Source organism: Spiroplasma endosymbiont of Dactylopius coccus, assembly GCF_977110965.1.
Window position 1 is genome coordinate 359,138 of sequence record NZ_OZ373019.1, and the last position, 26,113, is coordinate 385,250.

The 26,113-nt window shown below is 23.4% G+C and carries 29 protein-coding genes and 2 pseudogenes; 7 read left to right on the forward strand and 24 right to left on the reverse strand.

Annotation, left to right across the window (positions count from 1 at the left end; translation table 4 throughout):
• Nucleotides 1-2: 2 nt before the first annotated feature.
• Together ACXUB0_RS02365 and ACXUB0_RS02370 are read left to right on the forward strand one after the other, a co-directional pair.
• Nucleotides 3-182 (forward strand): hypothetical protein, encoded by a 180-nt coding sequence (locus ACXUB0_RS02365; protein ID WP_458257645.1) that lies wholly within the window; start codon nucleotides 3-5, stop codon nucleotides 180-182.
• The gene (locus ACXUB0_RS02370; protein ID WP_458257646.1) at nucleotides 182-652 is read left to right on the forward strand and encodes an ERF family protein; all 471 of its coding nucleotides are present in this window, start codon (nucleotides 182-184) and stop codon (nucleotides 650-652) included. Before ACXUB0_RS02365 ends, ACXUB0_RS02370 begins: the two co-directional genes overlap by 1 nt.
• Here ACXUB0_RS02370 and ACXUB0_RS02375 read toward each other — a convergent pair.
• The 18 genes and pseudogenes from ACXUB0_RS02375 to ACXUB0_RS02460 all read right to left on the reverse strand — a co-directional run bounded on the left by ACXUB0_RS02375 (nucleotide 608) and on the right by ACXUB0_RS02460 (nucleotide 18,983).
• A protein-coding gene (locus tag ACXUB0_RS02375; protein WP_458257647.1) for an IS3 family transposase occupies nucleotides 608-1,728 on the reverse strand; the annotation gives its coding sequence in 2 pieces (ribosomal slippage) (nucleotides 608-1,452 and nucleotides 1,452-1,728; 1,122 coding nt in all). The two genes, ACXUB0_RS02370 and ACXUB0_RS02375, sit on opposite strands and share 45 nt — an antisense overlap.
• A gap of 50 nt (nucleotides 1,729-1,778) precedes the next feature.
• Nucleotides 1,779-1,967: pseudogene (locus ACXUB0_RS02380) on the reverse strand (IS256 family transposase); the annotation flags it as partial.
• Between the two features lie 176 nt (nucleotides 1,968-2,143).
• Nucleotides 2,144-2,656 carry a hypothetical protein gene (locus tag ACXUB0_RS02385; protein ID WP_458257648.1) on the reverse strand — a complete coding sequence of 171 codons (513 nt, stop codon included), beginning with the start codon at nucleotides 2,654-2,656 and terminating at the stop codon, nucleotides 2,144-2,146.
• Complete coding sequence (locus ACXUB0_RS02390; protein ID WP_458257649.1) at nucleotides 2,640-2,990, reverse strand: hypothetical protein; 351 nt, start codon at nucleotides 2,988-2,990, stop codon at nucleotides 2,640-2,642. Before ACXUB0_RS02390 ends, ACXUB0_RS02385 begins: the two co-directional genes overlap by 17 nt.
• A 587-nt stretch (nucleotides 2,991-3,577) precedes the next feature.
• Nucleotides 3,578-5,386, reverse strand: coding sequence for a translation elongation factor 4 (gene lepA, locus ACXUB0_RS02395; protein WP_458258778.1), 1,809 nt, complete (start codon nucleotides 5,384-5,386; stop codon nucleotides 3,578-3,580).
• A 256-nt stretch (nucleotides 5,387-5,642) separates the two neighbouring features.
• A protein-coding gene (locus tag ACXUB0_RS02400; RefSeq protein ID WP_458257650.1) for an IS3 family transposase occupies nucleotides 5,643-6,763 on the reverse strand; the annotation gives its coding sequence in 2 pieces (ribosomal slippage) (nucleotides 5,643-6,487 and nucleotides 6,487-6,763; 1,122 coding nt in all).
• 358 nt (nucleotides 6,764-7,121) lie between these two features.
• Nucleotides 7,122-7,250, reverse strand: coding sequence for a hypothetical protein (locus ACXUB0_RS02405; protein WP_458257651.1), 129 nt, complete (start codon nucleotides 7,248-7,250; stop codon nucleotides 7,122-7,124).
• Nucleotides 7,251-7,443: 193 nt separating this feature from the next.
• Nucleotides 7,444-8,406 (reverse strand): alpha/beta hydrolase, encoded by a 963-nt coding sequence (locus ACXUB0_RS02410; protein WP_338987409.1) that lies wholly within the window; start codon nucleotides 8,404-8,406, stop codon nucleotides 7,444-7,446.
• Between the two features lie 108 nt (nucleotides 8,407-8,514).
• Complete coding sequence (locus tag ACXUB0_RS02415) at nucleotides 8,515-9,024, reverse strand: PTS sugar transporter subunit IIA (protein ID WP_458257652.1); 510 nt, start codon at nucleotides 9,022-9,024, stop codon at nucleotides 8,515-8,517.
• Nucleotides 9,025-9,089: 65 nt separating this feature from the next.
• The gene (gene ptsP / locus ACXUB0_RS02420; RefSeq protein WP_458257653.1) at nucleotides 9,090-10,829 is read right to left on the reverse strand and encodes a phosphoenolpyruvate--protein phosphotransferase; all 1,740 of its coding nucleotides are present in this window, start codon (nucleotides 10,827-10,829) and stop codon (nucleotides 9,090-9,092) included.
• 150 nt (nucleotides 10,830-10,979) lie between these two features.
• The gene (locus ACXUB0_RS02425) at nucleotides 10,980-11,339 is read right to left on the reverse strand and encodes an AAA family ATPase (protein WP_458258779.1); all 360 of its coding nucleotides are present in this window, start codon (nucleotides 11,337-11,339) and stop codon (nucleotides 10,980-10,982) included.
• A gap of 148 nt (nucleotides 11,340-11,487) precedes the next feature.
• Complete coding sequence (locus ACXUB0_RS02430; RefSeq protein WP_458257654.1) at nucleotides 11,488-11,865, reverse strand: hypothetical protein; 378 nt, start codon at nucleotides 11,863-11,865, stop codon at nucleotides 11,488-11,490.
• A gap of 59 nt (nucleotides 11,866-11,924) precedes the next feature.
• Entirely contained in the window at nucleotides 11,925-12,137 is a 213-nt protein-coding gene (locus tag ACXUB0_RS02435) for a hypothetical protein (RefSeq protein WP_458257655.1), read from the reverse strand.
• Between the two features lie 78 nt (nucleotides 12,138-12,215).
• Nucleotides 12,216-14,051, reverse strand: coding sequence for an ABC transporter ATP-binding protein (locus ACXUB0_RS02440; protein ID WP_458257656.1), 1,836 nt, complete (start codon nucleotides 14,049-14,051; stop codon nucleotides 12,216-12,218).
• Nucleotides 14,052-14,089: 38 nt separating this feature from the next.
• The gene (locus tag ACXUB0_RS02445) at nucleotides 14,090-15,478 is read right to left on the reverse strand and encodes a DNA-methyltransferase (RefSeq protein ID WP_458257657.1); all 1,389 of its coding nucleotides are present in this window, start codon (nucleotides 15,476-15,478) and stop codon (nucleotides 14,090-14,092) included.
• A 130-nt stretch (nucleotides 15,479-15,608) separates the two neighbouring features.
• Nucleotides 15,609-16,706, reverse strand: coding sequence for a nicotinate-nucleotide adenylyltransferase (locus ACXUB0_RS02450; RefSeq protein WP_458257658.1), 1,098 nt, complete (start codon nucleotides 16,704-16,706; stop codon nucleotides 15,609-15,611).
• Entirely contained in the window at nucleotides 16,706-17,605 is a 900-nt protein-coding gene (locus tag ACXUB0_RS02455) for a deoxyribonuclease IV (RefSeq protein ID WP_252320030.1), read from the reverse strand. Before ACXUB0_RS02455 ends, ACXUB0_RS02450 begins: the two co-directional genes overlap by 1 nt.
• A gap of 19 nt (nucleotides 17,606-17,624) precedes the next feature.
• Nucleotides 17,625-18,983, reverse strand: coding sequence for a DEAD/DEAH box helicase (locus ACXUB0_RS02460; RefSeq protein ID WP_458257659.1), 1,359 nt, complete (start codon nucleotides 18,981-18,983; stop codon nucleotides 17,625-17,627).
• A gap of 282 nt (nucleotides 18,984-19,265) precedes the next feature.
• Here ACXUB0_RS02460 and ACXUB0_RS02465 point away from each other — a divergent pair, with 282 nt between their 5' ends.
• From ACXUB0_RS02465 to ACXUB0_RS02485, 5 genes are all read left to right on the forward strand, one after another.
• On the forward strand, nucleotides 19,266-19,493 hold the full coding sequence (locus tag ACXUB0_RS02465) for a hypothetical protein (protein ID WP_458257660.1): 228 nt from the start codon (nucleotides 19,266-19,268) through the stop codon (nucleotides 19,491-19,493).
• 56 nt (nucleotides 19,494-19,549) lie between these two features.
• Nucleotides 19,550-19,759, forward strand: coding sequence for a hypothetical protein (locus ACXUB0_RS02470; RefSeq protein ID WP_458257661.1), 210 nt, complete (start codon nucleotides 19,550-19,552; stop codon nucleotides 19,757-19,759).
• A 69-nt stretch (nucleotides 19,760-19,828) separates the two neighbouring features.
• Complete coding sequence (locus ACXUB0_RS02475; RefSeq protein WP_252320024.1) at nucleotides 19,829-20,344, forward strand: hypothetical protein; 516 nt, start codon at nucleotides 19,829-19,831, stop codon at nucleotides 20,342-20,344.
• Nucleotides 20,345-20,515: 171 nt separating this feature from the next.
• Nucleotides 20,516-20,917 carry a hypothetical protein gene (locus tag ACXUB0_RS02480; RefSeq protein WP_458257662.1) on the forward strand — a complete coding sequence of 134 codons (402 nt, stop codon included), beginning with the start codon at nucleotides 20,516-20,518 and terminating at the stop codon, nucleotides 20,915-20,917.
• Nucleotides 20,918-21,034: 117 nt separating this feature from the next.
• On the forward strand, nucleotides 21,035-21,202 hold the full coding sequence (locus tag ACXUB0_RS02485) for a hypothetical protein (RefSeq protein WP_458257663.1): 168 nt from the start codon (nucleotides 21,035-21,037) through the stop codon (nucleotides 21,200-21,202).
• Nucleotides 21,203-21,352: 150 nt separating this feature from the next.
• On the opposite strand, the pseudogene ACXUB0_RS02490 reads toward ACXUB0_RS02485, so the two are convergent.
• The 6 genes and pseudogenes from ACXUB0_RS02490 to ACXUB0_RS02515 form a co-directional block, all read right to left on the reverse strand.
• Nucleotides 21,353-22,591: pseudogene (locus ACXUB0_RS02490) on the reverse strand (IS256 family transposase).
• Between the two features lie 377 nt (nucleotides 22,592-22,968).
• Complete coding sequence (locus ACXUB0_RS02495; RefSeq protein WP_458257664.1) at nucleotides 22,969-24,108, reverse strand: hypothetical protein; 1,140 nt, start codon at nucleotides 24,106-24,108, stop codon at nucleotides 22,969-22,971.
• Nucleotides 24,109-24,122: 14 nt separating this feature from the next.
• The gene (locus ACXUB0_RS02500) at nucleotides 24,123-25,322 is read right to left on the reverse strand and encodes a hypothetical protein (RefSeq protein WP_458257665.1); all 1,200 of its coding nucleotides are present in this window, start codon (nucleotides 25,320-25,322) and stop codon (nucleotides 24,123-24,125) included.
• A gap of 81 nt (nucleotides 25,323-25,403) precedes the next feature.
• Nucleotides 25,404-25,715 carry a hypothetical protein gene (locus tag ACXUB0_RS02505; protein ID WP_458257666.1) on the reverse strand — a complete coding sequence of 104 codons (312 nt, stop codon included), beginning with the start codon at nucleotides 25,713-25,715 and terminating at the stop codon, nucleotides 25,404-25,406.
• A 17-nt stretch (nucleotides 25,716-25,732) separates the two neighbouring features.
• A complete protein-coding gene (locus tag ACXUB0_RS02510) occupies nucleotides 25,733-25,918 on the reverse strand; it encodes a hypothetical protein (protein ID WP_458257413.1) in 186 nt (61 codons plus the stop codon).
• A gap of 1 nt (nucleotide 25,919) precedes the next feature.
• Nucleotides 25,920-26,108 carry a hypothetical protein gene (locus ACXUB0_RS02515; protein WP_174481134.1) on the reverse strand — a complete coding sequence of 63 codons (189 nt, stop codon included), beginning with the start codon at nucleotides 26,106-26,108 and terminating at the stop codon, nucleotides 25,920-25,922.
• Nucleotides 26,109-26,113 lie beyond the last annotated feature (5 nt).

The window sequence follows — 26,113 nt, forward strand, 5'->3', positions numbered from 1 at the left end:
ATATGACACCTAGAAATAAAATTTCAAAAGATAAAATATTATTAAATAATTTTATAAGAATTCGTGTTTCTGATATTGAAAAACAAGAAATTAAAGATTTTTGTCAAAGTAAAAATATTACAATTACAAAATTTATAAGAGGTTTAATTAAAAATGCAATAAATAGAAAAAGTGATAAATAATGAATAATTTATATAAAAAAATACTTAAATTACAATTAGAAATTGGTAGTACACCTAAAAATGGTTTTAATACTCATGGTAATTATAAATATTGATTATTAAGTGATATTTTTAATAAATTAAAAGTATTGTGTAGAGAATTAAATATATTAATTTTACATTCAGATAATTCAGAAAATATGAATATAAATAAAATAGAAAATATTAAAGAATTTATGGATAAAAATAATAATAAAATACAAAATGTAACAAAAGAAATAGAAGTTTCATATCAAAAAAAATATTCAATTATTGATTTAGATAATATAGAATTTAGAGAAGAATTTAATATTTTTGCTTGTGCTAAAAATACAGATATAGCAAAAGCAAAAGGTAGTGCAGAAACTTATGCTTATAGATATTTGGAATGGCAACACTTTTTAGGACTATTTTTTGGTAGACACTTGTTCTTGATATTTGATAGGAGTTAAGTAGTTTAAAGTGCTGTTGATTCTTATGTTGTTGTATCAATTGATATAATCAAATAATTCTAATTTTAATTGGATTAATGATGTAAAATTTTTATCATTAATAAATTCAGTTTTGAAAGTTTTAAAAGTTGCTTCAGCAACAGCATTATCATAAGGACAACCTTTTTTGCTTAAAGATCGAGTAATATTGAATGCTAATAAAAGATTATTAATAATTTTATTGTTAAATTCATTACCTCGATCACTATGAAATATTTGGATATCTTTTAAACAGCGATTTGATTGCATAAATGCTTGATATACTAGTAATGCATCTTTTTTAACTCCAACACTATGTCCAATAATTTCGCGGTTAAATAGGTCTATTAATAGGCAAATATAGTTTCATTTACCATTAACTTGAACGTAAGTTAAATCACTAACAATAACTTCATTTTTAACCCTATTATTAAAGTTTCTATTAACAAGATTGGTTATTTGACTATTATTGACTTTATTATGATGATTTTTGAATGATAATTTAGTGTATTTTGATATTAAATTATGCTTATTCATAATTTCTTTAATTTTTCTTCTTGATAAATAAATTTCTTGGTTTTCTAAAATTTTTTTTAATCTTCTAGTACCATAAACTTCTTTATTTTCTTTAAAAGCACTAATAACAGCTTCATCATACATATTATTTTTGATTTTATTTTCTTTTTTCTTTAAGTTAAAATAATATGTTGATTTAGATATTTTCAAAAAACGACACATTGTGCGAATTTTATATTTAACTTTATTTTTGACAATAATTTTTATTTTCTGCCTATTATTAGTGCTGCTTGCTTTAAAATATCATTTTCCATTCTTAATTGTTTTAATTCTTTTCTTAATTTAATTAATTCATTTTCTTCAACAGAACGATTATCTTTAGTTTTAAAACTACCTGAATTAGTAAATTGCTTAATTCAATTATAAGTAGCTGCTCTTGTAACATTGTACTCTTTAGCAAGACAAGACACTGACTTACCGCTTTGATATAAAGCTACTATTTGTTTTTTAAATTCATCTGAATATGAGTTAATATTGGCCATAATTATACTTCCTTTCTTTTCACTAATTTGTTCACTTGTCTACGTAATTAGTGTCCAATAAAGTGTAACCCATCCATTTGCATCTCAGAATTCAACATTTTTTCTACTAATCTTTTTGTTAATTCTTTATACAAACCTCCCTCTTTAAAAACTGTTGTTAAATCTTCAGTATTTTCTAATAATAAATCTACTGCTTTTGATATTGGATCATTATTATTAATATTTTGCTTTTTAGCCATCTGTAATTCACTCTTTCTAGGTTTATTATAGAATTAATTAAACATAGTTATTTTTGTAAGTTACACAGATTACTAAACATTACCAATTTTAATTTTTTATAATTTTGTTTATTCATAAAACATCTCTAATATTTTATTAGAGATGTTTTTAAAGATACTTTATAAATATATTAAACTTATATATTTGCTTGTAAATTTGATTTATATAAAAAACTATTACTATTTTTTAACTTTAATTTTATTTCTTTAAAAAAATCAAATTTTTCTTTTTCTTTATAATCATTAGAAAATATTTCTAAAGTTTCAGCATCAGATTTTTCATAAAAATGATATATATTATTGAATACTTGCTTTTGTGTTTCTTCTTCTTTTATTACTCGATATATAAAATTAAGAACTGAACACATTTTTCGATATTTATTATCTTTTCTTAAAGCATTATTAAATTTTTCTTTTTGTTTAGTATTCATTTTGGATATTTTAGAACTATTTTTAACGTTTGTTATATCAATTTCTTCATCCACTAAATAAACTACTTGATCTAAAAAATTTAATACTAATTCATCTACATCTTTTGATTTATATTTTTTTAAGGTTTCTAAATAAGTATCTACTAAATTAATTGCTAATAAATTTAAAAAATTATTTAAAACTTTTGTTTTTAAATTTTTGTTAATATTTAAATCCATTATCAAAACTCCTTAAAATCACCTTCAATAGATTAGGATTATTATCATGTTTTAAATAATAATTTTGTCTATTTATAATTAATTTATTTTCTAATATTAACCCTAATCTTTTAGTTTTTTCTTCAGCTAATTCTTTTTGTAATTTTCTGTCTTTTTCATTTTCAAGTGATTCATGTTTAAATCTAGAATCTTGTAAATCTTTTTCATGTTGTCTTTGCTTTTCTTTATCAATTAATTTTGCTTCAATCTTAGCTCTATTTTCTATATACTTTTTAATACTTTTAAAAATAGAAATTGGGTTCAAACAATCAATTATTTTTAATAAAATTTTCACATAACCCCCTACTCCCCATTTAAGTAATTATTATTAATATACTTATTATAAATTAAAATTTTATCAATTTCTTAGGGAATTGTTTTTTTATTATATCATTTTATTTAAACTTGCTTTTAATTTATTTTTCTATGAATACTAGATTTATTATAGAAAATTATATCATTTTATTTATAATTTTTATAAATAAAATGATATAATAAAAAATATAAATAAATTATTTATAAAACTTTGAAATGGGGAATATAAAATGATTAATAACATAAAAAATATGATTAAAAATTACTCTAGAGAAATTGAGTGTCACGCAATAATAAAAAATAATTTAGAAAATAATCATTTAAAAAGTCAAGAGAATTTAATTAATATTGAAATGCAAAAAAATTACATAAAAATTAAAATGGAAATAATTGCAGAATTAAAAAAAATACTATATATTTAACATAAAATTGTGAGAAATCTCATTTTTATTTCAAAATATGCTTTATGAAAATAAAAAATTAATTGACTTAAATAGATCAATTAATTTTTTATTTTCAAATAATCCAATTTAGAAAAAAACAAATCAAATATTTATAACTTTTTTATTAATTTTCTTCATCTATTTTTAAAACAGCACGAAATGCTTCTGGTGGTAATTCAACATTACCAATCGATTTCATTTTTTTCTTTCCTTCTTTTTGTTTTTCTAAAAGTTTTCTTTTTCTTGTAATATCACCACCATAACATTTAGCAATAACATCTTTTCTAACTGCTTGCACAGTTTGACGAGCAATAATTTTATTATTAATAGCAGCCTGAATAGCAACTTCAAAATTTTGTTTTGGAATTAATTTTTTTAATTTTTCACATAAAACACGCCCACGATCATAAGCAAAATCCTTATGAACAATAACAGATAATGCATCAACAATATTACCTGCTAATAAAATATCCATTTTCACTAATTTACTTTCCTGATAACCAATTAATTCATAATCTAATGAAGCATAACCTTTTGATATTGATTTTAATTTATCAAAAAAATCAATGACAATTTCATTCAGTGGCATATTATAAATAAGAGTTCTTCGTAAATTATCAGCATATTTTAAATCTAAATAAGTTCCACGTTTATCCTGACATAATTGCATCAATGCACCAACATATTGTTCTGGTGTCATTATTGTTACTTGCACAAATGGTTCTTCTACACTTTTAATTGTCTGCACAGTTGGTCATTTTGCTGGATTATCAATTATTAACTTTTCACCATTAGTTAAATTTACTTCATAAATTACAGAAGGAGCTGTTGAAATTAAAACTAAATTATATTCACGCTCTAAACGTTCTTGAATAACATCCATATGTAATAACCCTAAAAAACCACAACGAAAACCAAAACCTAATGCTTGTGATGTTTCAGCAGTAAAAATTAATGAGGCATCCGATAATTGAATTTTATATAATGCATCCTTTAATTCTTGATATTTATTAGTATCAATTGGATATAAACCACAATAAACCATTGGTTTTAAAGTTTTATAACCCGATAATGGTGCATCAGCAGGATTAATAACACTAGTAATCGTATCACCAACATGAATATCACTAATTATTTTAATTGCACCACTAATTCAACCAACTTCACCAGCTGTTAACATTTCTCTCTTTTCTTCTTTTGGTGTGCGTACTCCTAATTCAGTAATTTCATATTCGGCACCAGTTGACATCATTCTTACTTTATCGCCAACTTTAATTACACCAGTTTTGATTCTAATAAATGCCATCACTCCACGATATTTATCATATAATGAATCAAAAATTAAAGCACGCAATGGTTCATTATCATCAGCATCAATTGGATAAGGAATATATTTAATAACTGCTTCTAAAACATCGCGAATATTAATACCTGTTTTTGCAGAAATTAAAGACGCATAATCAGCAGGTAAACCCAATACTTTTTCAATTTCTTCCTTAACTTTTTCTGGTTCAGCACTTGGTAAATCTATTTTATTAATAACAGGAATAATTTCTAAATCATTATCTAATGCTAAATATACATTTGCTAAAGTTTGTGCTTCAATACCCTGAGCAGCATCAACTACTAAAATGGCACCTTCACATGCTGCTAAACTACGCGATACTTCATAAGTAAAGTCAACATGACCTGGAGTATCAATTAAGTGAAGCAAATAAGTATGACCATCTAATGATTGATATTTAAGTTGTACACTATTTAATTTAATTGTAATGCCACGTTCACGTTCTAAATCTAGTGAATCTAACAATTGATTTTTCATTTCCCTTTTTGAAACAGCATTAGTTAATTCTAAAATACGATCAGCCAAAGTTGATTTACCATGATCAATATGGGCAATAATTGAAAAATTTCTAATGTATTTTTTATCGATACTCATAATATTATTTATTCACCTATCTTTTGCTTATAAACTATTTACTATGTTTTAGTATACCAAAGTTTAAATAAAATTAAATCGAAAGTTGCAGATAATGTTATAAATATATTAAACTATCACTTAACAATATATGAAAAGATATATACATAAATAACTAGTTTTTAAAATCATGTAAAATTATAATAACAAAAAATAAAGGAGGGAGGTTGTTAATAATATGAAAAAATTGGAATGGCAACACTTTTTAGGACTATTTTTTGGTAGACACTTGTTCTTGATATTTGATAGGAGTTAAGTAGTTTAAAGTGCTATGGATTCTTATGTTGTTGTATCAATTGATATAATCAAATAATTCTAATTTTAATTGGATTAATGATGTAAAATTTTTATCATTAATAAATTCAGTTTTGAAAGTTTTAAAAGTTGCTTCAGCAACAGCATTATCATAAGGACAACCTTTTTTGCTTAAAGATCGAGTAATATTGAATTCTAATAAAAGATTATTAATAATTTTATTGTTAAATTCATTACCTCGATCACTATGAAATATTTGGATATTTTTTAAACAGCGATTTGATTGCATAAATGCTTGATATACTAGTAATGCATCTTTTTTAACTCCAACACTATATCCAATAATTTCGCGGTTAAATAGGTCTATTAATAGGCAAATATAGTTTCATTTACCATTAACGTGAACGTAAGTTAAATCACTAACAATAACTTCATTTTTAACCCTATTATTAAAGTTTCTATTAACAAGATTGGTTATTTGACTATTATTGACTTTATTATGATGATTTTTGAATGATAATTTAGTGTATTTTGATATTAAATTATGCTTATTCATAATTTCTTTAATTTTTCTGCGTGATAAATAAATTTCTTGGTTTTCTAAAATTTTTTTTAATCTTCTAGTACCATAAACTTCTTTATTTTCTTTAAAAGCACTAATAACAGCTTCATCATAGATATTATTTTTGATTTTATTTTCTTTTTTCTTTAAGTTAAAATAATATGTTGATTTAGATATTTTCAAAAAACGACACATTGTGCGAATTTTATATTTAACTTTATTTTTAGCAATAATTTCTACTTTCTGCCTATTATTAGTGCTGCTTGCTTTAAAATATCATTTTCCATTCTTAATTGTTTTAATTCTTTTCTTAATTTAATTAATTCATTTTCTTCAACAGAACGATTATCTTTAGTTTTAAAACTACCTGAATTAGTAAATTGCTTAATTCAATTATAAGTAGCTGCTCTTGTAACATTGTACTCTTTAGCAAGACAAGACACTGACTTACCGCTTTGATATAAAGCTACTATTTGTTTTTTAAATTCATCTGAATATGAGTTAATATTGGCCATAATTATACTTCCTTTCTTTTCACTAATTTGTTCACTTGTCTACGTAATTAGTGTCCAATAAAGTGTAACCCATCCATGTTTAATATATTGCACTAGTCCAACTGTTTGCATATAGGAGGAGTACCTACAGAATCTGAAATATCACCTAATATTTCTTTTTTAGTTTTATCAATTCTTCTTTCTACTTCAATTTTATTTTCAATTTCTTCTAAGAACCTGTTTAGGATCTTTTTTAACTTATTTTTGATTAAATTAATATCATAAATGTTATTTTATAGTTGAAAAATAAATTTTTAATCGATAAGTTGTCAAATGATAAAATCTTTTTAACAAAAAAAATGACAAAGAAAATAAAATGTTAATTAACTGTCAGGTTAGAAATAATTATTCCCTTTTTTAGTTTAATTATGTTTAAAAGATTCCAAACAGGTTCTAATAAACCTTCAATTCTATTCATTAATTCTTTTTGATCTGCAATAATATTCATAATTTTTATCTTCCTTTTCACATATAATTTTAATTTAATAAAACCTAGTATAGTTAAATTACTATACTAGGTATGAACAATTATTAAATTATAAATACTATTATAACTATAAGTTAAAAATTACTCAATCAACTATTATTTACTATTTTTAAATTTTCTAATTATTTTTTTGATCTAATAACATAAATAATCATTATATATGTTCTTTTTCTATTCAAGTTAAAACATCTTCTAAAATAATATTAATATTGGGTTCATTTAAAATTGCATGATTACCTTCTTCATAAAAACTATAAGTTATCCCCTGTCTTCAACGTTTATTATTTTTTTCAATTTTATCAAAATCGGCAAATATATCTTTTGCAGATTGAACAATCAAAACCGGACATTTAGCATTATTAAGATTTTTTGGTACTTGTTTACTTAATTTTTGTGCTTGTAAAGAAAATAATAATGTAAATTTCATATTAGTCATTGCTCTAATTTTCCCTTTTTTAATATAATTAGAGTTAATAGAAATTGTTTCCATATCAAAAGTAATAGGTAATGGATGATGTTTATAAAATAGAAATCCTCAAATTGCATGACAAACTAATGAAGGTTTTATTTTAAATATTTGTTTCTTAGTAACAAAATTAGTTAAAATTGCACCATCAATCATTTTTGGTAATCTTTTAATTGCTAATGCTGTTAACGCCGAACCTAATGATTCACCCATTAATAAAATTTTTTTATTAGGATAACGTTCATTCAAAACCGTTATAATATCTTTAATATCATTAATAGTTGTTCCTAAAGTATGATATTTTCATTTTTCATTTTCTCCTCAACCTCGTTGATCAAAACTTAAAAATGAAATACCATGTTTAGTAAAAAACTTAGCAGCTGTTTTAAAGTCTGTTAAAGAGGCACCCATACCATGAATACCAATAATAATATATTTACTATTATCAACAAATTTAAATTCAGTATGTAAAAAATAGTTATCCCTAGTAATGATTCCCTCATTACTTCATTGTGGAAAATGACGATTCAGTTCTCAGTGATAATCAATATGGAAAATTTGATAAATTCTATATAAAATATAAAGTATTATTAACATAGCTAAAACTACAATAAGTACTGCTCATCAATAATGTTGCCAAAAATTATCCATAATAAATGATACCCTCCAATAATATATAAATACTTACTAATATTTTATCAAATTAATTTTGTTTTTATTAAAACAAAACCATTTAAGGTTTTGTTTTAATAAAAATATTTATTTCTTAGTGACTTCAGCAATTAATTGACCAACCGTTACTTGTTCATCATCTTTTACTACTTGCTTTACAACATAACCTTCCATTGTTTCATTAGTGAAAACAATTGGTGTTGTTACTTTTTTACCTTTATTCTTAACTTCTTGTAAATTAGCAATTACCATTACTTCTGATTTTTTAATTGGTTTACCTTGTTCAACTTTAATATCAAAGCCCTTACCAGCTAATTCAACAGTATCAATACCAATATGAACTAAACATTCAATACCTGTATTTACATCTTTAATACCATAAGCATGTCCTGTATTAAATACTGTTGCTAATTTTCCATCAAATGGTGATACAAATTCAACTCCATCTTTATCTTTATATTCAGGAATAATAGCAAAACCAGTCCCTAACATTTCCTGAGCAAATACTGGATCTTCAACTTTACTAAGGTTAATAACTTTACCAGTAACTGGCGCATAAATTAATAAAGGTAATTGTTTTTTTTTCTTGAAAAACATATGTCGATTCTCCTCAAAATTATGTAAATTAGATGTTTATAATTTTAACATTAAATAATGTAACTTTAAAAATAAATAATATTTTTATTTTTTTGATAAAATTTTTCTACTAATGATTTAACTTCTTCATTGGTTTCACATTGTAATGCTTTTGATGCTAATATTTCTGTATCCTTTTTATTTAAAGTACTAATAATTTTTCTAGTTTCTAAAACACTAGATGCAGACATTGAAAATTCATCTAGCCCTAGACCAACTAGTAGTGGAACAGCAATTTTATCACCAGCCATTTCACCACACATGGCAACAGGACGATTATATTTATGTCCACCATCAATTGTCATCTTAATCAAACGTAAAATTGATGGATGATATGGTTGATATAAATAAGACACTTTTTCTGACATACGATCAGCGGCTAAACTATATTGAATTAAATCATTAGTTCCAATTGAAAAGAAATCTGCATATTTAGCAAATGTTTCGGTATTAACTGCTGCTGCTGGAATTTCAATCATCATTCCAACTTGAATATCATCACTAACTTTAACTTTTTCTTTAATCAATTCTTTTTTGCAAGTTTCATATAATGCTTTAGCTGCTTTAAATTCTTCAACAGTGGCAATCATTGGAAACATAATAGCTAATTTACCAAAAGCTGAAGCACGAATTAAAGCACGTAATTGAGTTTTAAAAATATCTTTACGATCTAAACACAAACGAATGGCACGATAACCAAGAAAAGGATTCATTTCTTTTGGTAAATCTAAATATGATAATTCTTTATCACCACCAATATCTAAAGTTCTAATAACAACTTTATGTTTAGTAGCAGACAATACTTTTTTATATTCTTCAAATTGAATATCTTCACTTGGAAAATCACTACTTTCCATATAAAGAAATTCACTTCTAAAAAGTCCTACTCCTTGTGCATCATATTCAATTGCTTTAATCATATCTTTAGGTGAACCAATATTTGCTTCTAACTTTACTTCATGATTATCACTGGTTTTAGTTAATTTACCTTTAAATACTAATAATTCTTTTTGTTCTTCAATTCATGCGTTTTGTTTAGCAACTCATTTATTTTTTTCACTACTATTTAAATCAATTTCAATTTCACCAGTATTACCATCTAATACACAAAATTGATTATTTTTTACTTTTGTAGTAACATTTTTTAATCCAAGAACCGCTGGAATACCAAGACTACGAGCCATAATTGCTGCATGAGAAGTTCTACCACCAATATCACATAAAAATCCTTTAACAAATTTAGGATTCAATTGACTTGTTTCTGAAGGTGTTAGATCATGACTAACAATAATTGTTTCTTCTTTAATTGCACTTAAATCAATAGTTTTAATATTTAAAATTTTACGTAAAATTCGATCACGAACATCAATAACATCAGCAGCACGTTCACGAAAATAATCATCATCCATTGATTGAAATGTTGCAATTGCTTTATTAGCAGTACTTTCTAAAGCATTAGCAGCATTATATTTTTCTTCTTTAATTAACTTTTCAGTATCTTCAATTAATACTGGATCAGTTGTTACTAAAAAATGAGCTTCAAAAACAGCGGCTTTTTCTTCACCTAAAGTTTTTGTTGTATTTTGGATGAGTTGTTTAATTTCATCACCTGCTATTTTTAAGGCATCATGTAACTTTTTAACTTCTCCTTCTATTTCTTTTTCATCAATTTTTTTAGGATTAGTTTTGATAGTTTCATGTTTTAAAATTAATGCTTTGGCTAGAGCAATGCCATTACTAGCACCAATACCTTTCATTTTTAACATTATATATATTTCACTCCTTATAAAATATGTTTATTAATAGTCTACTAAATTATAATAAAAAAAATGAAATATTGTATAAAATATTTATTATAATTTAAACTTTTTGTAAATAAAAATGATTTTAATATTTTTAAATATTTTTCATATATGTTAATTCCTACTTTTAATTTCATTAAAAGTAGGAATTGGATGAAACGAATTTTCAATTTCATCAATAATATATATTTTATTTTTATCATTATTCATAATTCTGGGCATTAAATAAAGAAATCTTTTTGTTCCCTCCGATATATTTTCAAATGGTACTTTTATTTCTTTATTGTTTTTATCTTTGACAATTGCAATAATATCATCATCATAACCATGATATTGTAAATCAATAATATTTGGATCAACAGCCTTAATTGGGATTTTTAAATTTTTTAATTCTTGTTTACTTTTGTCATTTTTAGATTTAAAAATTTTCTTTAAATCATGTGTAAGAACCTGTTTGGAATCTTTTAAACATAATTAAACTAAAAAAGGGAATAATTATTTCTAACCTGACAGTTAATTAACATTTTATTTTCTTTGTCATTTTTTTGTTAAAAAGATTTTATCATTTGACAACTTATAGATTAAAAATTTATTTTTCAACTATAAAATAACATTTATGATATTAATTTAATCAAAAATAAGTTAAAAAAGATCCTAAACAGGTTCTAAGATGATGGTGTTCATAAACTCCAAAAACATTATCAAAAATTTCAATATTTTTTATAAATAAAAATAAGTTATTTATTAAATTAACTTCTTTTTCTTCAAATTTAAAAGTTATTTTTTCCTCATATTCAGAAATAGTTGCTACTCTTCATAATAAACAATAATCTTTATAATTTTCAAAAATAGTTTTTCATTCTGTAACTTCATTATTAATTTTTTCAAAAATAAATAATTTTTCTTTAATTAATTTGAAATCATCACTAAATTCTAAATCATGTTTTAATAAATTATTATTAATTATATATTCAAAACTAAATAGTTTTTTTCTTTTCAAACCCACATATATTTTTTATAGTATTTTTATTAATTTCAAATTTATTAGTAACTATTTTCTTATATATATATTGCATCTAAAAAAGAAGATTTACCAGTTGCATTACCACCAATAATACCAGCTAAATTAAATGTATATAAAATATTAGTATTAGTTAATTTATGTGTTATAGTAACATTTTTATTTTTATTAGCTATATTTTTATGAGTATAGTATTCTATTTCTGCATTTGTTAAACTTTTAAAACCTTTAATTTTAATTTTAGTTAACATATACTTTCTCCTTTTTAATTTATGTTACAGAAATATAGTAACATAAATTAAATAAATGTAAAGTTAAATATTAAAATTTTACCCCATAATTCCAGCTTCATATAAATGTTTAAAGTGACCTTCTTTAACTTTTAATTCATCAAAAGTACCAACTTGAACTAAACCTTTTTCTTTTTCTAAAACTAAAATCTTATCAACAGTTTTAATTGTTGATAAACGATGGGCAATAATAATACTAGTACGACCAATCATTAATTTATTAAATTGTGCTTGTATTTCCTTTTCGACAATATTATCTAAGGCACTAGTAGCTTCATCTAAAATTAATAGTTCTGGATTTTTTAAAAAGATACGAGCAATAGCTACTCTTTGTTTTTGCCCACCAGATAAGTTAATCCCACGTTCACCTAAAATTGTATTATAACCATTAGGTAATTGTTCAATGTAATCATGTAAGTTAGCTTTACTTGCAGCAATTTTGATTTCTTCTAAAGTTGCTCCTTGCTTAGTATAACTAATGTTTTCGGCAAATGTGCCAAATAAAATTTGTGGATTTTGTTCAATATAGCCAATATGATGTAAGTATTGTGCTAAGTCAATATCACGTAAATCAGTATTATTATTAATTAAAATTCTTCCTTTAGCGGGGTCATAGTAACGTAGTAATAACTTAGAAATAGTAGTTTTTCCGACACCAGTTGCACCAACAATAGCATAACTTTTACCTTTTTCAAAAGTGAAAGAGAAGTTATTTAAAATTCAGTCTTCTTTTTCATCATAGCGGAAATTAACATTTTCAAAAATAATATCACTAGTAATTTGTTTTACTGGTAAGGCTTTTTCTTTATTAACTATTTTTGGTTTAATATTAAGAATTTCATTAACTCTTAAAATTGAAGTTGATGTTTTAGCTCAATTACCTAAGAATTGAATACTTTGAATAACTGGGAAAATTAAAGTGTTGACTGCTAATAAAAAAGCAATTAGTGTTGGAACACTAATGATGTGTTTACTTACAAACATGAAACCAGCAACTAAACCAACAATGTTAATTCCTGTTAGCAATGTAATTAGTAATGCTCTAGTAAAACTTTCAAAAGTAATAGTTTTTTTTGCTGCTTGGTAATATTTAAGATGTTCATTAGAAAATCTTTTATTTTCACTTTTTTCTGTAGCATTACTTTTAATTAAAGTAATAGTATTTAGTCGATCAGTAATATCAGCATTAACTTCAGTGTAAACTTTTCTTCATTTATAGTTTAAATAACGAATAATTTGAACATTTAATACTGATATTATTAAAATTGATAAAACAATACCTAAAACAATTAATGATAATTGTCAATTTAAAGAAAAAATAACGTAAATTGAACCAAAAAAAGTCACAATTGAACTAAGCATAGTTAAAGGAATAGATTGCATATTTTCACCAATAACACTAGTATCACTAATTAGTTTTGTTAAAGTGTCACCAATTTTGCGGTCTTCATAATATGACATATCTAAATCTAGTAAATGTTTTAAAACTTTATTTCGATATTCAATTTCAACTTTAACACCAATGATGCTTCCTGTTAAATTACGAAAGTACATAAATAATCCTGATGCAATTTGTAAACTAATTAAAATATAAGCTAAAGTAGTAATTTTTTCTCATTGAAAACCATCGGGGGTAGCTAAAGAATTATTAGTAATTTTAGGAATAATCACTGAAATTATTGAAGAAGCAATAGTGGTTAGTATTGCAATTAGATAAAGTAGTGGATATTTTTTAAAGTATTTAATAACTGCGCTTAAGAAACCACTTTTTTTTATTTTTAATTCATTATAATCAGTCACGCTTTTTTTTATTTTTGCTGTTGTTTTTTCTTTTGTCGGCGAAGCAGTAATTTTTGTTTTATTTTTTTTGGACATAATATTTGATCTCCTTATTAATAATTTATTTTTATTTGTTATAGTGGTAAACCCAATTCTTTTAATGGAATATAATTAAAAAAATAACGACAATTACTATCTATTATATAATTTAAAGTATCTTTATATTCTGGTTTTTTAAATCAATCACTTAATAAATATCAGTATTCAATTTTGCAATTTAATATTGATAAAAGTTTTTGTCATTGTTTTCTTTTAAAATCACAAGTTTGTAGTTTTTCATCAACACTTCCAGCAACATTTTGTGTTTTAATTTCAATAATGAAAAAAGTATTATTCTTATATACAAAAATACTGTCATCTGGTAGTAATTTTTTTGATAAAAAGTAATTTCAGTTTAAATTGTGGTGTTTTTCTAAATAAACATAGATTGCATGTTTTTTGAAAATATTAGCAACATGTTCTCCCATATAAAATAATTCAAATGCATCATTTCTTTTTAAATTGTGGATTCGAATCATATTTTTAATTTCATAATTTTCCTGTTTTTTAAAAAATGAATATAACTCTTTTTCTCCTTCAAAAGCGAGACCAGTTTTTGTATTTGCACCACCGATTCCATTTTTAACCATTATTATCCAATCTTTTTTTGCTAGATTAAAATATTCAATATTATTTTCAATTCCTATGAAATTTCTATTGTGCATTTTACATGCAAGACCAGTTGTGCCACTACCCATAAACGGATCTAAGACAATATCATTTTCATTAGTACAAGCAATTATAATTCTTTTTAAAAGATCTAATGGTTTTTGTGAAGGATGTTTACCATAAATTTTTTCAAATGGTTTAGGGGTAGTTATTGCTCAAACACTTCGCATTTGCTTATCTTCATTCTTAAAATTATCTTCTTCTCATTTAGAATATTTCATATCTTTGTAATTAAAAACATGTTTAGAATTACTATCTTTTTTTGCTCATATTAATGTTTCATGACTAGCAGTAAAATTTCTACAACCAATATTAGGTGTACAATTAGGTTTGTATCAAGCTATGTCATTAAGAATGTGAAAATTTAGTTCTTGTAAAATAAAACCACAAATGTAAATAGAATGATAAGTTCCAGTAATTATTAAAGTTCCATTTGGTTTTAAAATTCTTTTGCATTCTTTAATTCATTTTTGATGAAATTTATAATTTTCAATAAAACCTTTACTTTTATCTCATTCACCTTTATTAACAGATGTTCTTTTGCCAGCGTTAACACTATAACCATCATTTGATAAAAAATAAGGTGGATCGATAAATATAAAATCAACTAATTCATTTTTCATTTTTTTCATTTCAATAAAACTATCTCCAAAAATAAGATTTATTTTTTTAACTTGATTTGAATTTGAATCATCTATTTTAAGTTTAACTGTTTTTCCATTTTTGGTTTCTAATTCTTTACTCACTAAACTCATTATTAGTACTCCTTAGTTACAATTATTTGTTTATATTATTACAATACTATTTAGTTTATTAAACTTCCCTTTTCTTTAATTTATATATTAAATAATTAATAAATAAGTATTTTACTATAGATACTATTTATTAATTTTTATTACTTCACGTTTCATATATTGTTAAAAACTTATTATTTAATGGTTTTTTTTGTTCTATTAAATGCTTTTTTAAAATTTCTAGATAGTATTTAAAAGCAACAGTTAAATCTTGAAAGGCAAGTTTTCTTAATTCTTCAACATAATAATGGTTACGTTCAATTGATATTTTATCTGCTAATAATACTATTAATTCTAAAGGTTTCATTTCAGTTGCACCAGTAGTATGTTTAGCAATTGCATGAAGAACTAAATCATCATGGTACTGATAATGATTTTTTAAATACAATGCTGCTACATAACCATGTCAAATTGGAAATGGTTCTTGTAAAAATTCTTTATTATATTTTGTTAAAAATTTAGTCATTTTATTTTTACTTCATTGTTTGCAAAGGTCATGATAAGTGCCTGCAATTAGGGCTTTATTAGCATCTTCGTTATAATGAATTGCTAATTTAACAGCCATTTTACCAACATTAATACAATGTTCAGTTCTATTGTTATCTAAATTTGCTTTTAAACGCTCATAACTATATATTAAATTATTGTTAATATAATCATTAATTTTTATATCAATTTGATTAATAATTTCACCATTTCTAATTTTGGCAGAGCTAATATCACTACTTGGTCGAACTACTAAATTTTGACACTTGTATTTTGACATTAGTTCTAATGTTTTACGATAATGAGGGCGATTAACAACAATAATTTTAACTAAATTAATTAACTGTTCAATTCCTTGTCATTTATTTAAGGTATATAAATTATCAGAACCGATAATAAAAAAGAATTTGTGATTTGGATAGTTTTCAATAAAGTAGTTAATAGTATTAATAGTATAACTAGGTTGTTTACTTGTTAGTTCATAATCATTTAATTTTATTCAAGAATAGTTTTTAATAACTAAATTAATCATATCGACTCTTTGTTGATCGCTGGCACTGACACTGTCTTTTAACGGATTTTGTTTTGTTGGTAAAATTCAAACTTCATAAAGTGAAAGTTTATGATAAGCTGTATTTGCAATATTTAAATGTTGATTATGAAATGGATCAAAAGTTCCACCAAAAATACCAATTCTTTTCATTATTTGCTAGTTCCTAATGATTCTAAAATTTCTTTATTATATTTTTTTGTTCTTATCATTTTAATTTCATGTAAATAAGGTGGATGTCCATTAATTCATGGCGTTTCTAAAATTTTTATTTTAGTAAGCAACAATGGATGATAAATAATGTTAATTAAAGTTTGAAAACCAAGGTAACCCATTCCTAAGTTAGCATGACGATCTTTATGAGCATTGATTGGGTTTTTAGAATCATTAACATGAATAACTAATAATTTATCTAATCCAATAAGTTGATCAAATTGTTGTATTACTTGTTCTAAATTATTATTAAGATCATAACCAGCATCAGATAAGTGACAAGTATCTCAACAAACACCAATTAGTTCGGGCCTTTTTACATTATTAATAATATATTGAAGTTGTTCAAAAGTAGTTCCTACTTCACTACCTTTTCCTGACATTGTTTCCAAAGCAATTTTTACAGTTTGTTTTTCTAAACATGCTGCATTTAGTCCTTTAACAATTTGATCTAAAGCAGTTTGTGGTAAAGCACCAACAGCGCTACCTGGATGTAAAACCAAAGTTTTAATGCCAATATCTTGACAGCGAATTATTTCTTGTCGTAAGAAATCTACTGCTAATTGGTAAGTACTTTTGTTAATACTATTAGCCAGATTAATAATATAAGGAGCATGGACAATAAGATTATTAATATTAATATTTTTTTCAATTAGTTTTTCTGTAAATTCTTTAATAAATAATGCTTTGGTTGGTTTACGAATTGTATTTTGTGGAGCACCTGTATAAAACATAAACGTATTGGCATTATAACTTAGAGCTTCTTCAAGAGCACCTAATAAATATTTTGGTGCTTTCATTGAAACATGAGATCCAATAATTAATTTGTCATTTTCCATCTTGCTTCCTCTTTCATTATTAATTTTCATCAAAAAGTTTTTTTCTTCTTGCAATTGCTTGTGTTTTTTTAATTTTCTTAATTGATGCTTTAATGTGTTGTTTTCTTGTTTCTTTTTTTATTGCTTCTAAATCTTTATTAAATTTTTTCTTATAACCAGGAGTTACATTTTTATTTTTTTTAAAGCGATTAATAACATATTGTTCTTCTTTATTTCTTTCTATTTTTTGTTTATGAGCAATGATGTTGTCATTAGTAATTTCTGGTAGTAACTTATTATCTTTAATTTTATAGTATTCTATTGGAACGTTTAAATTTTTTAACTTATGAATAGTAGAATTATCACTCTTATCATAAAATACATAAGAAATACCTGAATAGTTAGCTCGTCCTGTTCGTCCTGCTCGATGAAAATAATATTCTATATTATTTGTCGGTAATTGTAAAGAGATAACATGAGATACCCCTTCAATATCAATACCACGTGCTGCTATATCTGAACAAACAACATATTGATATTCAAAATTTTTAATACGTTTAAAAGTTTGAGAACGTTCTCGTGCTGGTAATCCACCATGTAAGATTGCTACTTTTTTATTTTCTTCAATTAAGACGTTTGCAATTTCTTCAATATTTTCTTTGTTATTAACAAAAATTAAACATAAATAAGGATCAAACATTGTTAATAATGATTGTAGTTGTTTTTTACTATCTTGATGATGACGATTAATAAAGATATGTTGAATTTTTTGAGATTTATTATCAATACTAATTGTAGTAGCATTAGTAATATATTTTTTTAATCAAGTAACTAGTTGGGGTAATATTGTTGCTGAAAAAGTCATAATTTGAGTATTTTTATTCATTTTAGTAATTAAAAAATTTAAATCTTCCATGAATCCCATATCAAATAACATATCACATTCATCAATAACTAAAGTGTTAGTAGTAGTAATTGCTAACATATTAAGTTCATATAAACGTTTTAATCTAGTTGGAGTACCAATTACAATTTGTGGTTGATTATTACTTAAATTATTACTTTGACGAATAATATCTTTGCCACCCACTAAACAAGCAATGCTAATATTTTGATCTTTGATTAAAGCTTTTAAAAAATTGAACGTTTGTTGAGCAAGTTCACGAGTAGGTATAATAATAACTGCTTGTGTTACTTTTAAAGTAACATTACAATTATTTAAAATTGGAATTAAATAAGTATGAGTTTTACCACTACCAGTAGCACTTTTAATAATTAAGTTTTTATTAGTTAATGCTAAAGGAATGATTTCAGTTTGGACTGGTGTTGGATTAATTAGTTTTTCTTTTTTTAAATTTTCAATTAGTCATGGTTGTAAATTAAATTGTTGAAATGACATACGTTCACCTTTTTCTTTAATGCAATATTAATATTTTATCTTATTTTTACTAAGTTCTTTAAAAAATAAGATAAAAAACTTTATTAAAAGTAATAATAATTACTATTTTAATGTTTAAGATTATTAATTTTCAAAAAATAAAAAAATACATCAGTAATTTATACAACTAATTGTTTATCTAAATTTCTAATCTAATAAAAGTAAAATGTCAATAGATTATTTGTAATCATGTAAAATTAAATTAGAAAAAATTTAAGGGCTTAGAAAAGAGGTTTGTAATTTATGTCAGAAGAAGATGAAGAAAAAAAGAAAAAGAAGAAGAAATCAACAAAAATTATTGCTGGTCTTATCGGCTCTGCAGCTTTAATTGGAGCCATCATTGCTGGTGGTATGACAGCTATTGCTGAAACAGAAAGAGAAAAAGAAGAAGAAGAGAAAGAAAAAAATAAAAAAAATCAAATGGTTCGATCTCTAAACAATCATCAATTAGTGATAATAAACAAATTTTAGCAGTAATTTTAAAAAGCAAAACAAATTTGCAATTAAAAACTGAAGACAAATTGAAAATGACAAGTTCAGAAACTGTAAAGGAGGTTATTAAAGAGAGACTAATTGAAAATAATCCACAATCAAATTTAATAAAAGAAAAAATTATTTTAGGTAATTTAAAATATAATAATATGAACATTAAACCAACTACTTTAACAGTTGAAATGACTTATGATGACCCTTTAGTTATTGGAAGTGTAATTTTAAATGTAATTTATCCAAAATAAAAGATAAGCAGAACTTGTTTATAAAATGACGCAAATTTATATATTAAGAAAATTTAGGGGGTTATTTATATGCAAAATAATTTAAATATAATGTTTTTAGTTAATTGATCAGATTTTTCAATAAAGGACTGAATAATCATAGGATTATCAATATTATTATTAATGCTAACTTTTATTTTTATTTTAGTTATTTTTCTTTTTAAAAGAAAAAGATTTAAGTTTAAAATAAACAATATTATAAGTGATAATTTAGTAAAAATAGGTAAAAATAATTATAAATTTTCAAGTAGAAATGCTTTTATACTCTTTAATGAAATTAAATCAATAATTTTAGATAAGCGTTATAAGTATTTTTATAAATTTAAAAAGAGATATAAAGATGGTAGTTTAAATAATGAACTTTTTGATATAGTTCAAAAATATTATTTAAAAAATGAAAAAGAATTAAAGAAAAAACCAAAACCTTTATTTGAAAATAAAAAAAATGATAAACCCAGTGATGCTGTTAATAAAAAAGATGATAAAAAAGTTAAATTTGTTTTTGATGATCAAGAAATGACAGTAAAAATTGAAGAAGATAAATAAAACTACTCAATTGAGTAGTTTTATTTATTTATAACTATTTTTTATCTTTTAAAAATATGTATAAAAATTTAACACCAAATATTCTAGATATTATGATATAATTCTTTAAACTTAATTTAAGTTTTCAACTCATTATTTTATTTTTTTAAAGTAAATGGGTTTTTTATTTTTTTGAAAGGAAGATTAAAAGATATGTATAGTAAAGTTAAAAAAATAAAAAGTATATATAAATTAATTGCTGAAATTAAAGAAGAAATAAAACTTCCAGAAGGATTTGAAGAAAGAAAAATGTACCATGCTTGAGTACAAGAACCACTTTGCAATGTTTTAGATACCACTTGATATCATGAAATTGATATAAAAATTCAAAATATTGAAAAAAGATTAAATAATAATATTAATAAAACTAGTTTAAAAGAAATCAAAATAGAATTGGAAAAAATAACAAAAGAAATTGATCAAAAAAATGGTTGAGATATAGAAAAAGATAATAATTTTATTGATGAAATAAATAAAATAAGTTTATCAATCCAACATAAAACTAAAATTAATAATAAATTTATAGCAAAATAAAAATAGTTACCAAAATGGTAACTATTTTTCTAAATTAAAAAAGATGCTAAAATCAAGAACATAAACTTAATATAAGTTTATAAATACACTATTTATTTTAAAAAGGAAATATAAAATATGGATATAATGTTAGAGAATAACAATAACGAAAAAACAAAAGATGAATCTATTTTTATACCTTCTCCTGCTATTTTTGTAGAAATTTCATTTGAAAACATTAAAACTAAAAAACAAAAACATGCAGAAAGACAAAAAAATATGGACGTATTTCAAATGTGGATATAATTTAATTTTCTTTAAATAAAAGATAAAATAAATTATTAATTTTTGTAATAATTACAACACATTAATTAAAAAAAATAAAGTATTTTGTGTCACATTTTTATTAATATAAGAGGCTTTTTAGAAATCTGTGTATCTTTGTTTTACAAAGTACTAGTTAAGATTAATTCTATCTTCAAATTTTATCATAAAATGAGCAATTGCTGTATTTCAATTTTGAATGGGCATTGTTCATTTTTTTGTTATATTTTCAATTGCTAAATAAAATATTTTCAATTCTTCCATATCATTAGGAAAAACTTTTTTATTTCTGATAACTTTTCGTAATTGACTATTAACAGATTCAATAGCATTTGTGGTATAAATTACTCTTTTAATTTCTGTTGGATAATTAATAAAAACTATCAAATTTTCTCAATTTTTATATCAAGATTTAGCAATTTGAGGATATTGTTTATTTCACTTATTTTCAAATGTTTCTAAAGCCTACATTGCTTGTTCTTCACTACATGCAGTATAAATTGGTTTTAAATCTGCAACTAGAGATTTTCTATGCTTATATGAGACATATTTCAAACTATTTCTAATTTGATGAACGATGCATAATTGATGTTCTGTTTTAGGATAAACTGATTGTATTGCTTCTGACATTCCTGTTAAATTATCACTACAAGCAATAAGAATATCATTTAAGCCTCGATTTTTCATTTCTGTGAAATTGGCTAATCAAAATTTAGAACCTTCATTTTCACTAATTCATAAGCCTAAAACATCTTTTTTACCTTCTAAATCAACTCCTAAAGCTATATACACAGATTTGTTAATAATGCGTTTATCTTGTCGTATTTTAACTACTATGCAATCAAAATAAACAATCGGATAAATACTATCTAATGGTCGATTTTGCCATGCTTTTACATCATCAATAACATCATCAGTAATTTGACTAATAACACTTTCACTAATATCAGCACCATGATATAACTCTTGTAATTGCATTCTAATATCTGATAATGTCATACCTTTTGCATATAAAGAAAGAACTTGTTGATCAAAACCATCAAATTTTCTTTGTCTTTTTGCAATTATTACAGGATTAAAATTACTATTGCGATCTCGTGGTACATCAATCTCAATTTTACCTTGTTGAGTTATTAATTTTTTTGAACTTATACCATTACGAGCATTGTCACTATTACTATGTTGATTCTTATCATATCCTAAATAATTTTGCATCTCAGAATTCAACATTTTTTCTACTAATCTTTTTGTTAATTCTTTATACAAACCTCCCTCTTTAAAAACTGTTGTTAAATCTTCAGTATTTTCTAATAATAAATCTACTGCTTTTGATATTGGATCATTATTATTAATATTTTGCTTTTTAGCCATCTGTAATTCACTCTTTCTAGGTTTATTATAGAATTAATTAAACATAGTTATTTTTGTAAGTTACACAGATTACTAAACATTACCTAATATAATTTAAAAATTCCTAACTATTTAGGTTTAGATTTATTAAATTTTATAAATTTAAACAAACACTTTTAATTTATTAATCCTTGCTTGTTTTAATTTTAATAAATTAAAAAATGCTTCTTTTGAATAAATTTTTGCATTATTATTAGATATAGATTTTATTAAATGATAAACATCACTTTCAGCACTACAAGCAATATTTCAAATAGCATTTTGATTTCTAATACCTTCTTTATTATTTTTAAAATATTCATATATTTTTTCATCAGCATTATTTTCTTTTAAATAATCTAATAATTTAGTGCATGTTTAATGGCTCTTTTTTCTGCACTAGTAAATAAATCAGTTACTTTTTCTTTTAATTTATTAATTTTTTCAAATGCTTGTTTTTCTAACTTTTTAAATTTTTCTTGTAATTTATATATACTTTCTCGTAATTTTTCAAAATATGGAGTATCTTTTCAAAATTTATTTAAACCTTTTTTTAAATAAAATCTAATATCAAAATACTTAAAAATTTTATTTAATCTTACAATATTTTTATGAATTAGGTCATTTTGAATTCAATTAAATTTATGAGCATTAGCACGAATTTTTTGTAAATCTAAAATTAAAGTTTTTCCATATCTATTTTCTGTGTGTATTGTATGAACTAAATTTAATCAATCATGTTGATTCATTTCTAATGCTTTTTTTAAATCAGTATTATATTTTTTTAAAAAGTTATTTGCTTTTTCAATATCTTTGATTTTAAATTTAGGAGTTAATTGTGGACTTAGTTTTATTAATGTATTTTGTAATAATAAGTAATCTTTTAATTCTTGTGCTTCTAATTTTTGAAAATTATTTTTATATTGTCTTTCAGCAACATATCCTAAATTTTGGATTATTGTTTCACGATTAGGAGCAAAACTATAATTAAATAAATAACGTTTATTACCAATAATTTTATCTGTTAAAATCTCTTTTCCACTTATTTGACTAATAATTTCTTGTAAATTTTTTGCTTCTTTAACACCAATTTGTTCTAATGTTTTAGTTTTTTCTGCTAATTTAATAAATTTAGTTGTACGATAACCACGACTAATTTTATTAAGTCCAGCAAATGCAGGTAATATATTAAAGAAAGTATTTAATGGTGTTACATTTCCTTTTAAATAATCATAAACTTGATTAATAGTAAAATCAGTTAAAAACTCTACACCAATAGCACTAATACTAGCAACTAAATCACTTGCACCTAATCCAAGGACTACACTTTCACTTAATCCACCAGTAAAAGGAGCAAGTGCTACTGCTATGACCTGTACACCAATCATTTCTAAAATTTCTCATCAAAAACTTTTATTTTCTTGTTGGTTACTTGTTCTAGTATGTTTTGGTTTATTTATGTTTAAAAGTATTGCTGTACTAGTTGTACCGATTGGCATGGTATTAATTTCCTTTATTTAAGAGTTATTTTAATTGGATTTGTTGTTCCTTTATAATTTAAGTCATTAACATTTGCAGTAATAGTTATATATAAGTCACCTGCTTTTTGTTTTTGATTACTTACATTAGTTTTTCCTTGTGCGTCACTAAAATATTTAATAGTTGGATTTGTTAAATTTGGATTTAATGATTTAAGTTCATTAGTACTTTTTATTTTTGTATTTAATTCACTATTATTGTTATTAACATTTGCAGTAATATCAGTTGTTAAATTTGTAATTTTAGTTTTTAAATCAGTTTTATCAGTATTAATAATTCCACATGCCATTCAACGTGATGTTGTTTCATTATTAGAAATATAAGGTATGGCTTGACCTGTAACTTCTCCACCAACTCAATACATTCTTCCAACTTTACCATCTGCCACTTCTTGAACATAAATAATTGTATCTTGCAACATATATCTTTTCATTGCTCTTGGTGTTGCTAAAACAAATGACATAATTTCATCATCATTTTTATCATTTTTAAAAGTCATATAGTCATCCATTACAATTTGACATAAAACACCTTTAATATATAAATCATTACCATTTAATCTTAATTGTTGTGCAATTTCATTATCAGTAATTAAACCTTTATTATCTGCCAAATAAACTATACTATCATAAAGAGAATTAGTAATAAAGAATCTACAATTTGCAATATTTCTATATTGAAATAATGTATTTCATGCCCCCAACATTGCTTCTACATATTTAATTGCTTGTGCTTTTGGTTCTGTTGATTTTTCAATCATAAATTTAATTGCATATTTTGCAATTACATTAGTATTGTTATTAGCTAAATAATCTGCTAAATCATTAGCAACTTCATATTGCATACTTTGTAATAAATTTTGACCATTTTCTGCTAATAAATCTTTTGCTGCAATTGTTTCGCCAGCAACGGCTTCTTCTGTAATTTCTTTAATAATTTTATCTGTATCAGCATATCCAACATCTATTCTTTTACTTTTATCATTTCATTGAAGAACTTTAACTTTTGGGTCTTTTGGTTTTTTAACTATAAATTCAATTCTTGTTGAATTAACCATTTCGATAGGAAAAAAACTTGCCCACGGACTATTTGATTGTTTAAAAAATTCTATAAATTCTGGTGCTTCTACTAATTTTTCGGTATTATCTAAATTTTGTTTGAATGGTACTGCCATTTTTTATTTTCCTTCCTTATAATTTATTTTTCTTTTTATAATCCAATAAAGTGCTTTTTATTGAATTTGGTTGATTTGTTATTATTGTTTGTGGTTTGCCACCTGTATTAATTGTTTCTTTAAATACTGGTTGTTCTTAATCATTTTTTTAATAATTTCTTCAATTTTTGAATTTTCTAAATTATTAGTTTTAAATTTTAAATAATCATAAAATTCATTTTTAACTTGATATTTTTTAAATATATTAATTATTTCTTTTTCTTTAATTTCTTGATTAAGTTTATTTAATTTATTTTTTGCTTCATTAACTTTATTTTCTATTTCTTGTGAAGAAGCATTATTTTCAGTTAAAGGTTCAGTTGTTTGTTGAACATTATTTTCATTTTCTAACATTTAACATTCTCCTAATCTTATCCCAATAATCAATCTTTAACTAATTGTGGCATTTCACTTATTAATTTTTTATAATCATTAACAGCATTTTCTAATATATCAATATCAGAAAATTTAAAACAATTTCCTATATCTAAATCAAAATCTCTATCAATTTTGATATTATTTTTTCTATATTTTTCATTAAATTCAATTTTTGTCATATTATTTTTCTCCTTTATTAATCTTTTCATTTAATTTTGCTAATTTTTTTTGATGTTTGATAATTTTGTTATTTGCTCTAACATGTTTTGGAGTTGTGATAAATCTTTTTAATAAAACAATAATTTCTCTGCAAATTAATGTTCCAACACTTGTTCCAATAATTATTAATTCATGTAAAAATTCTTTCATTCCAA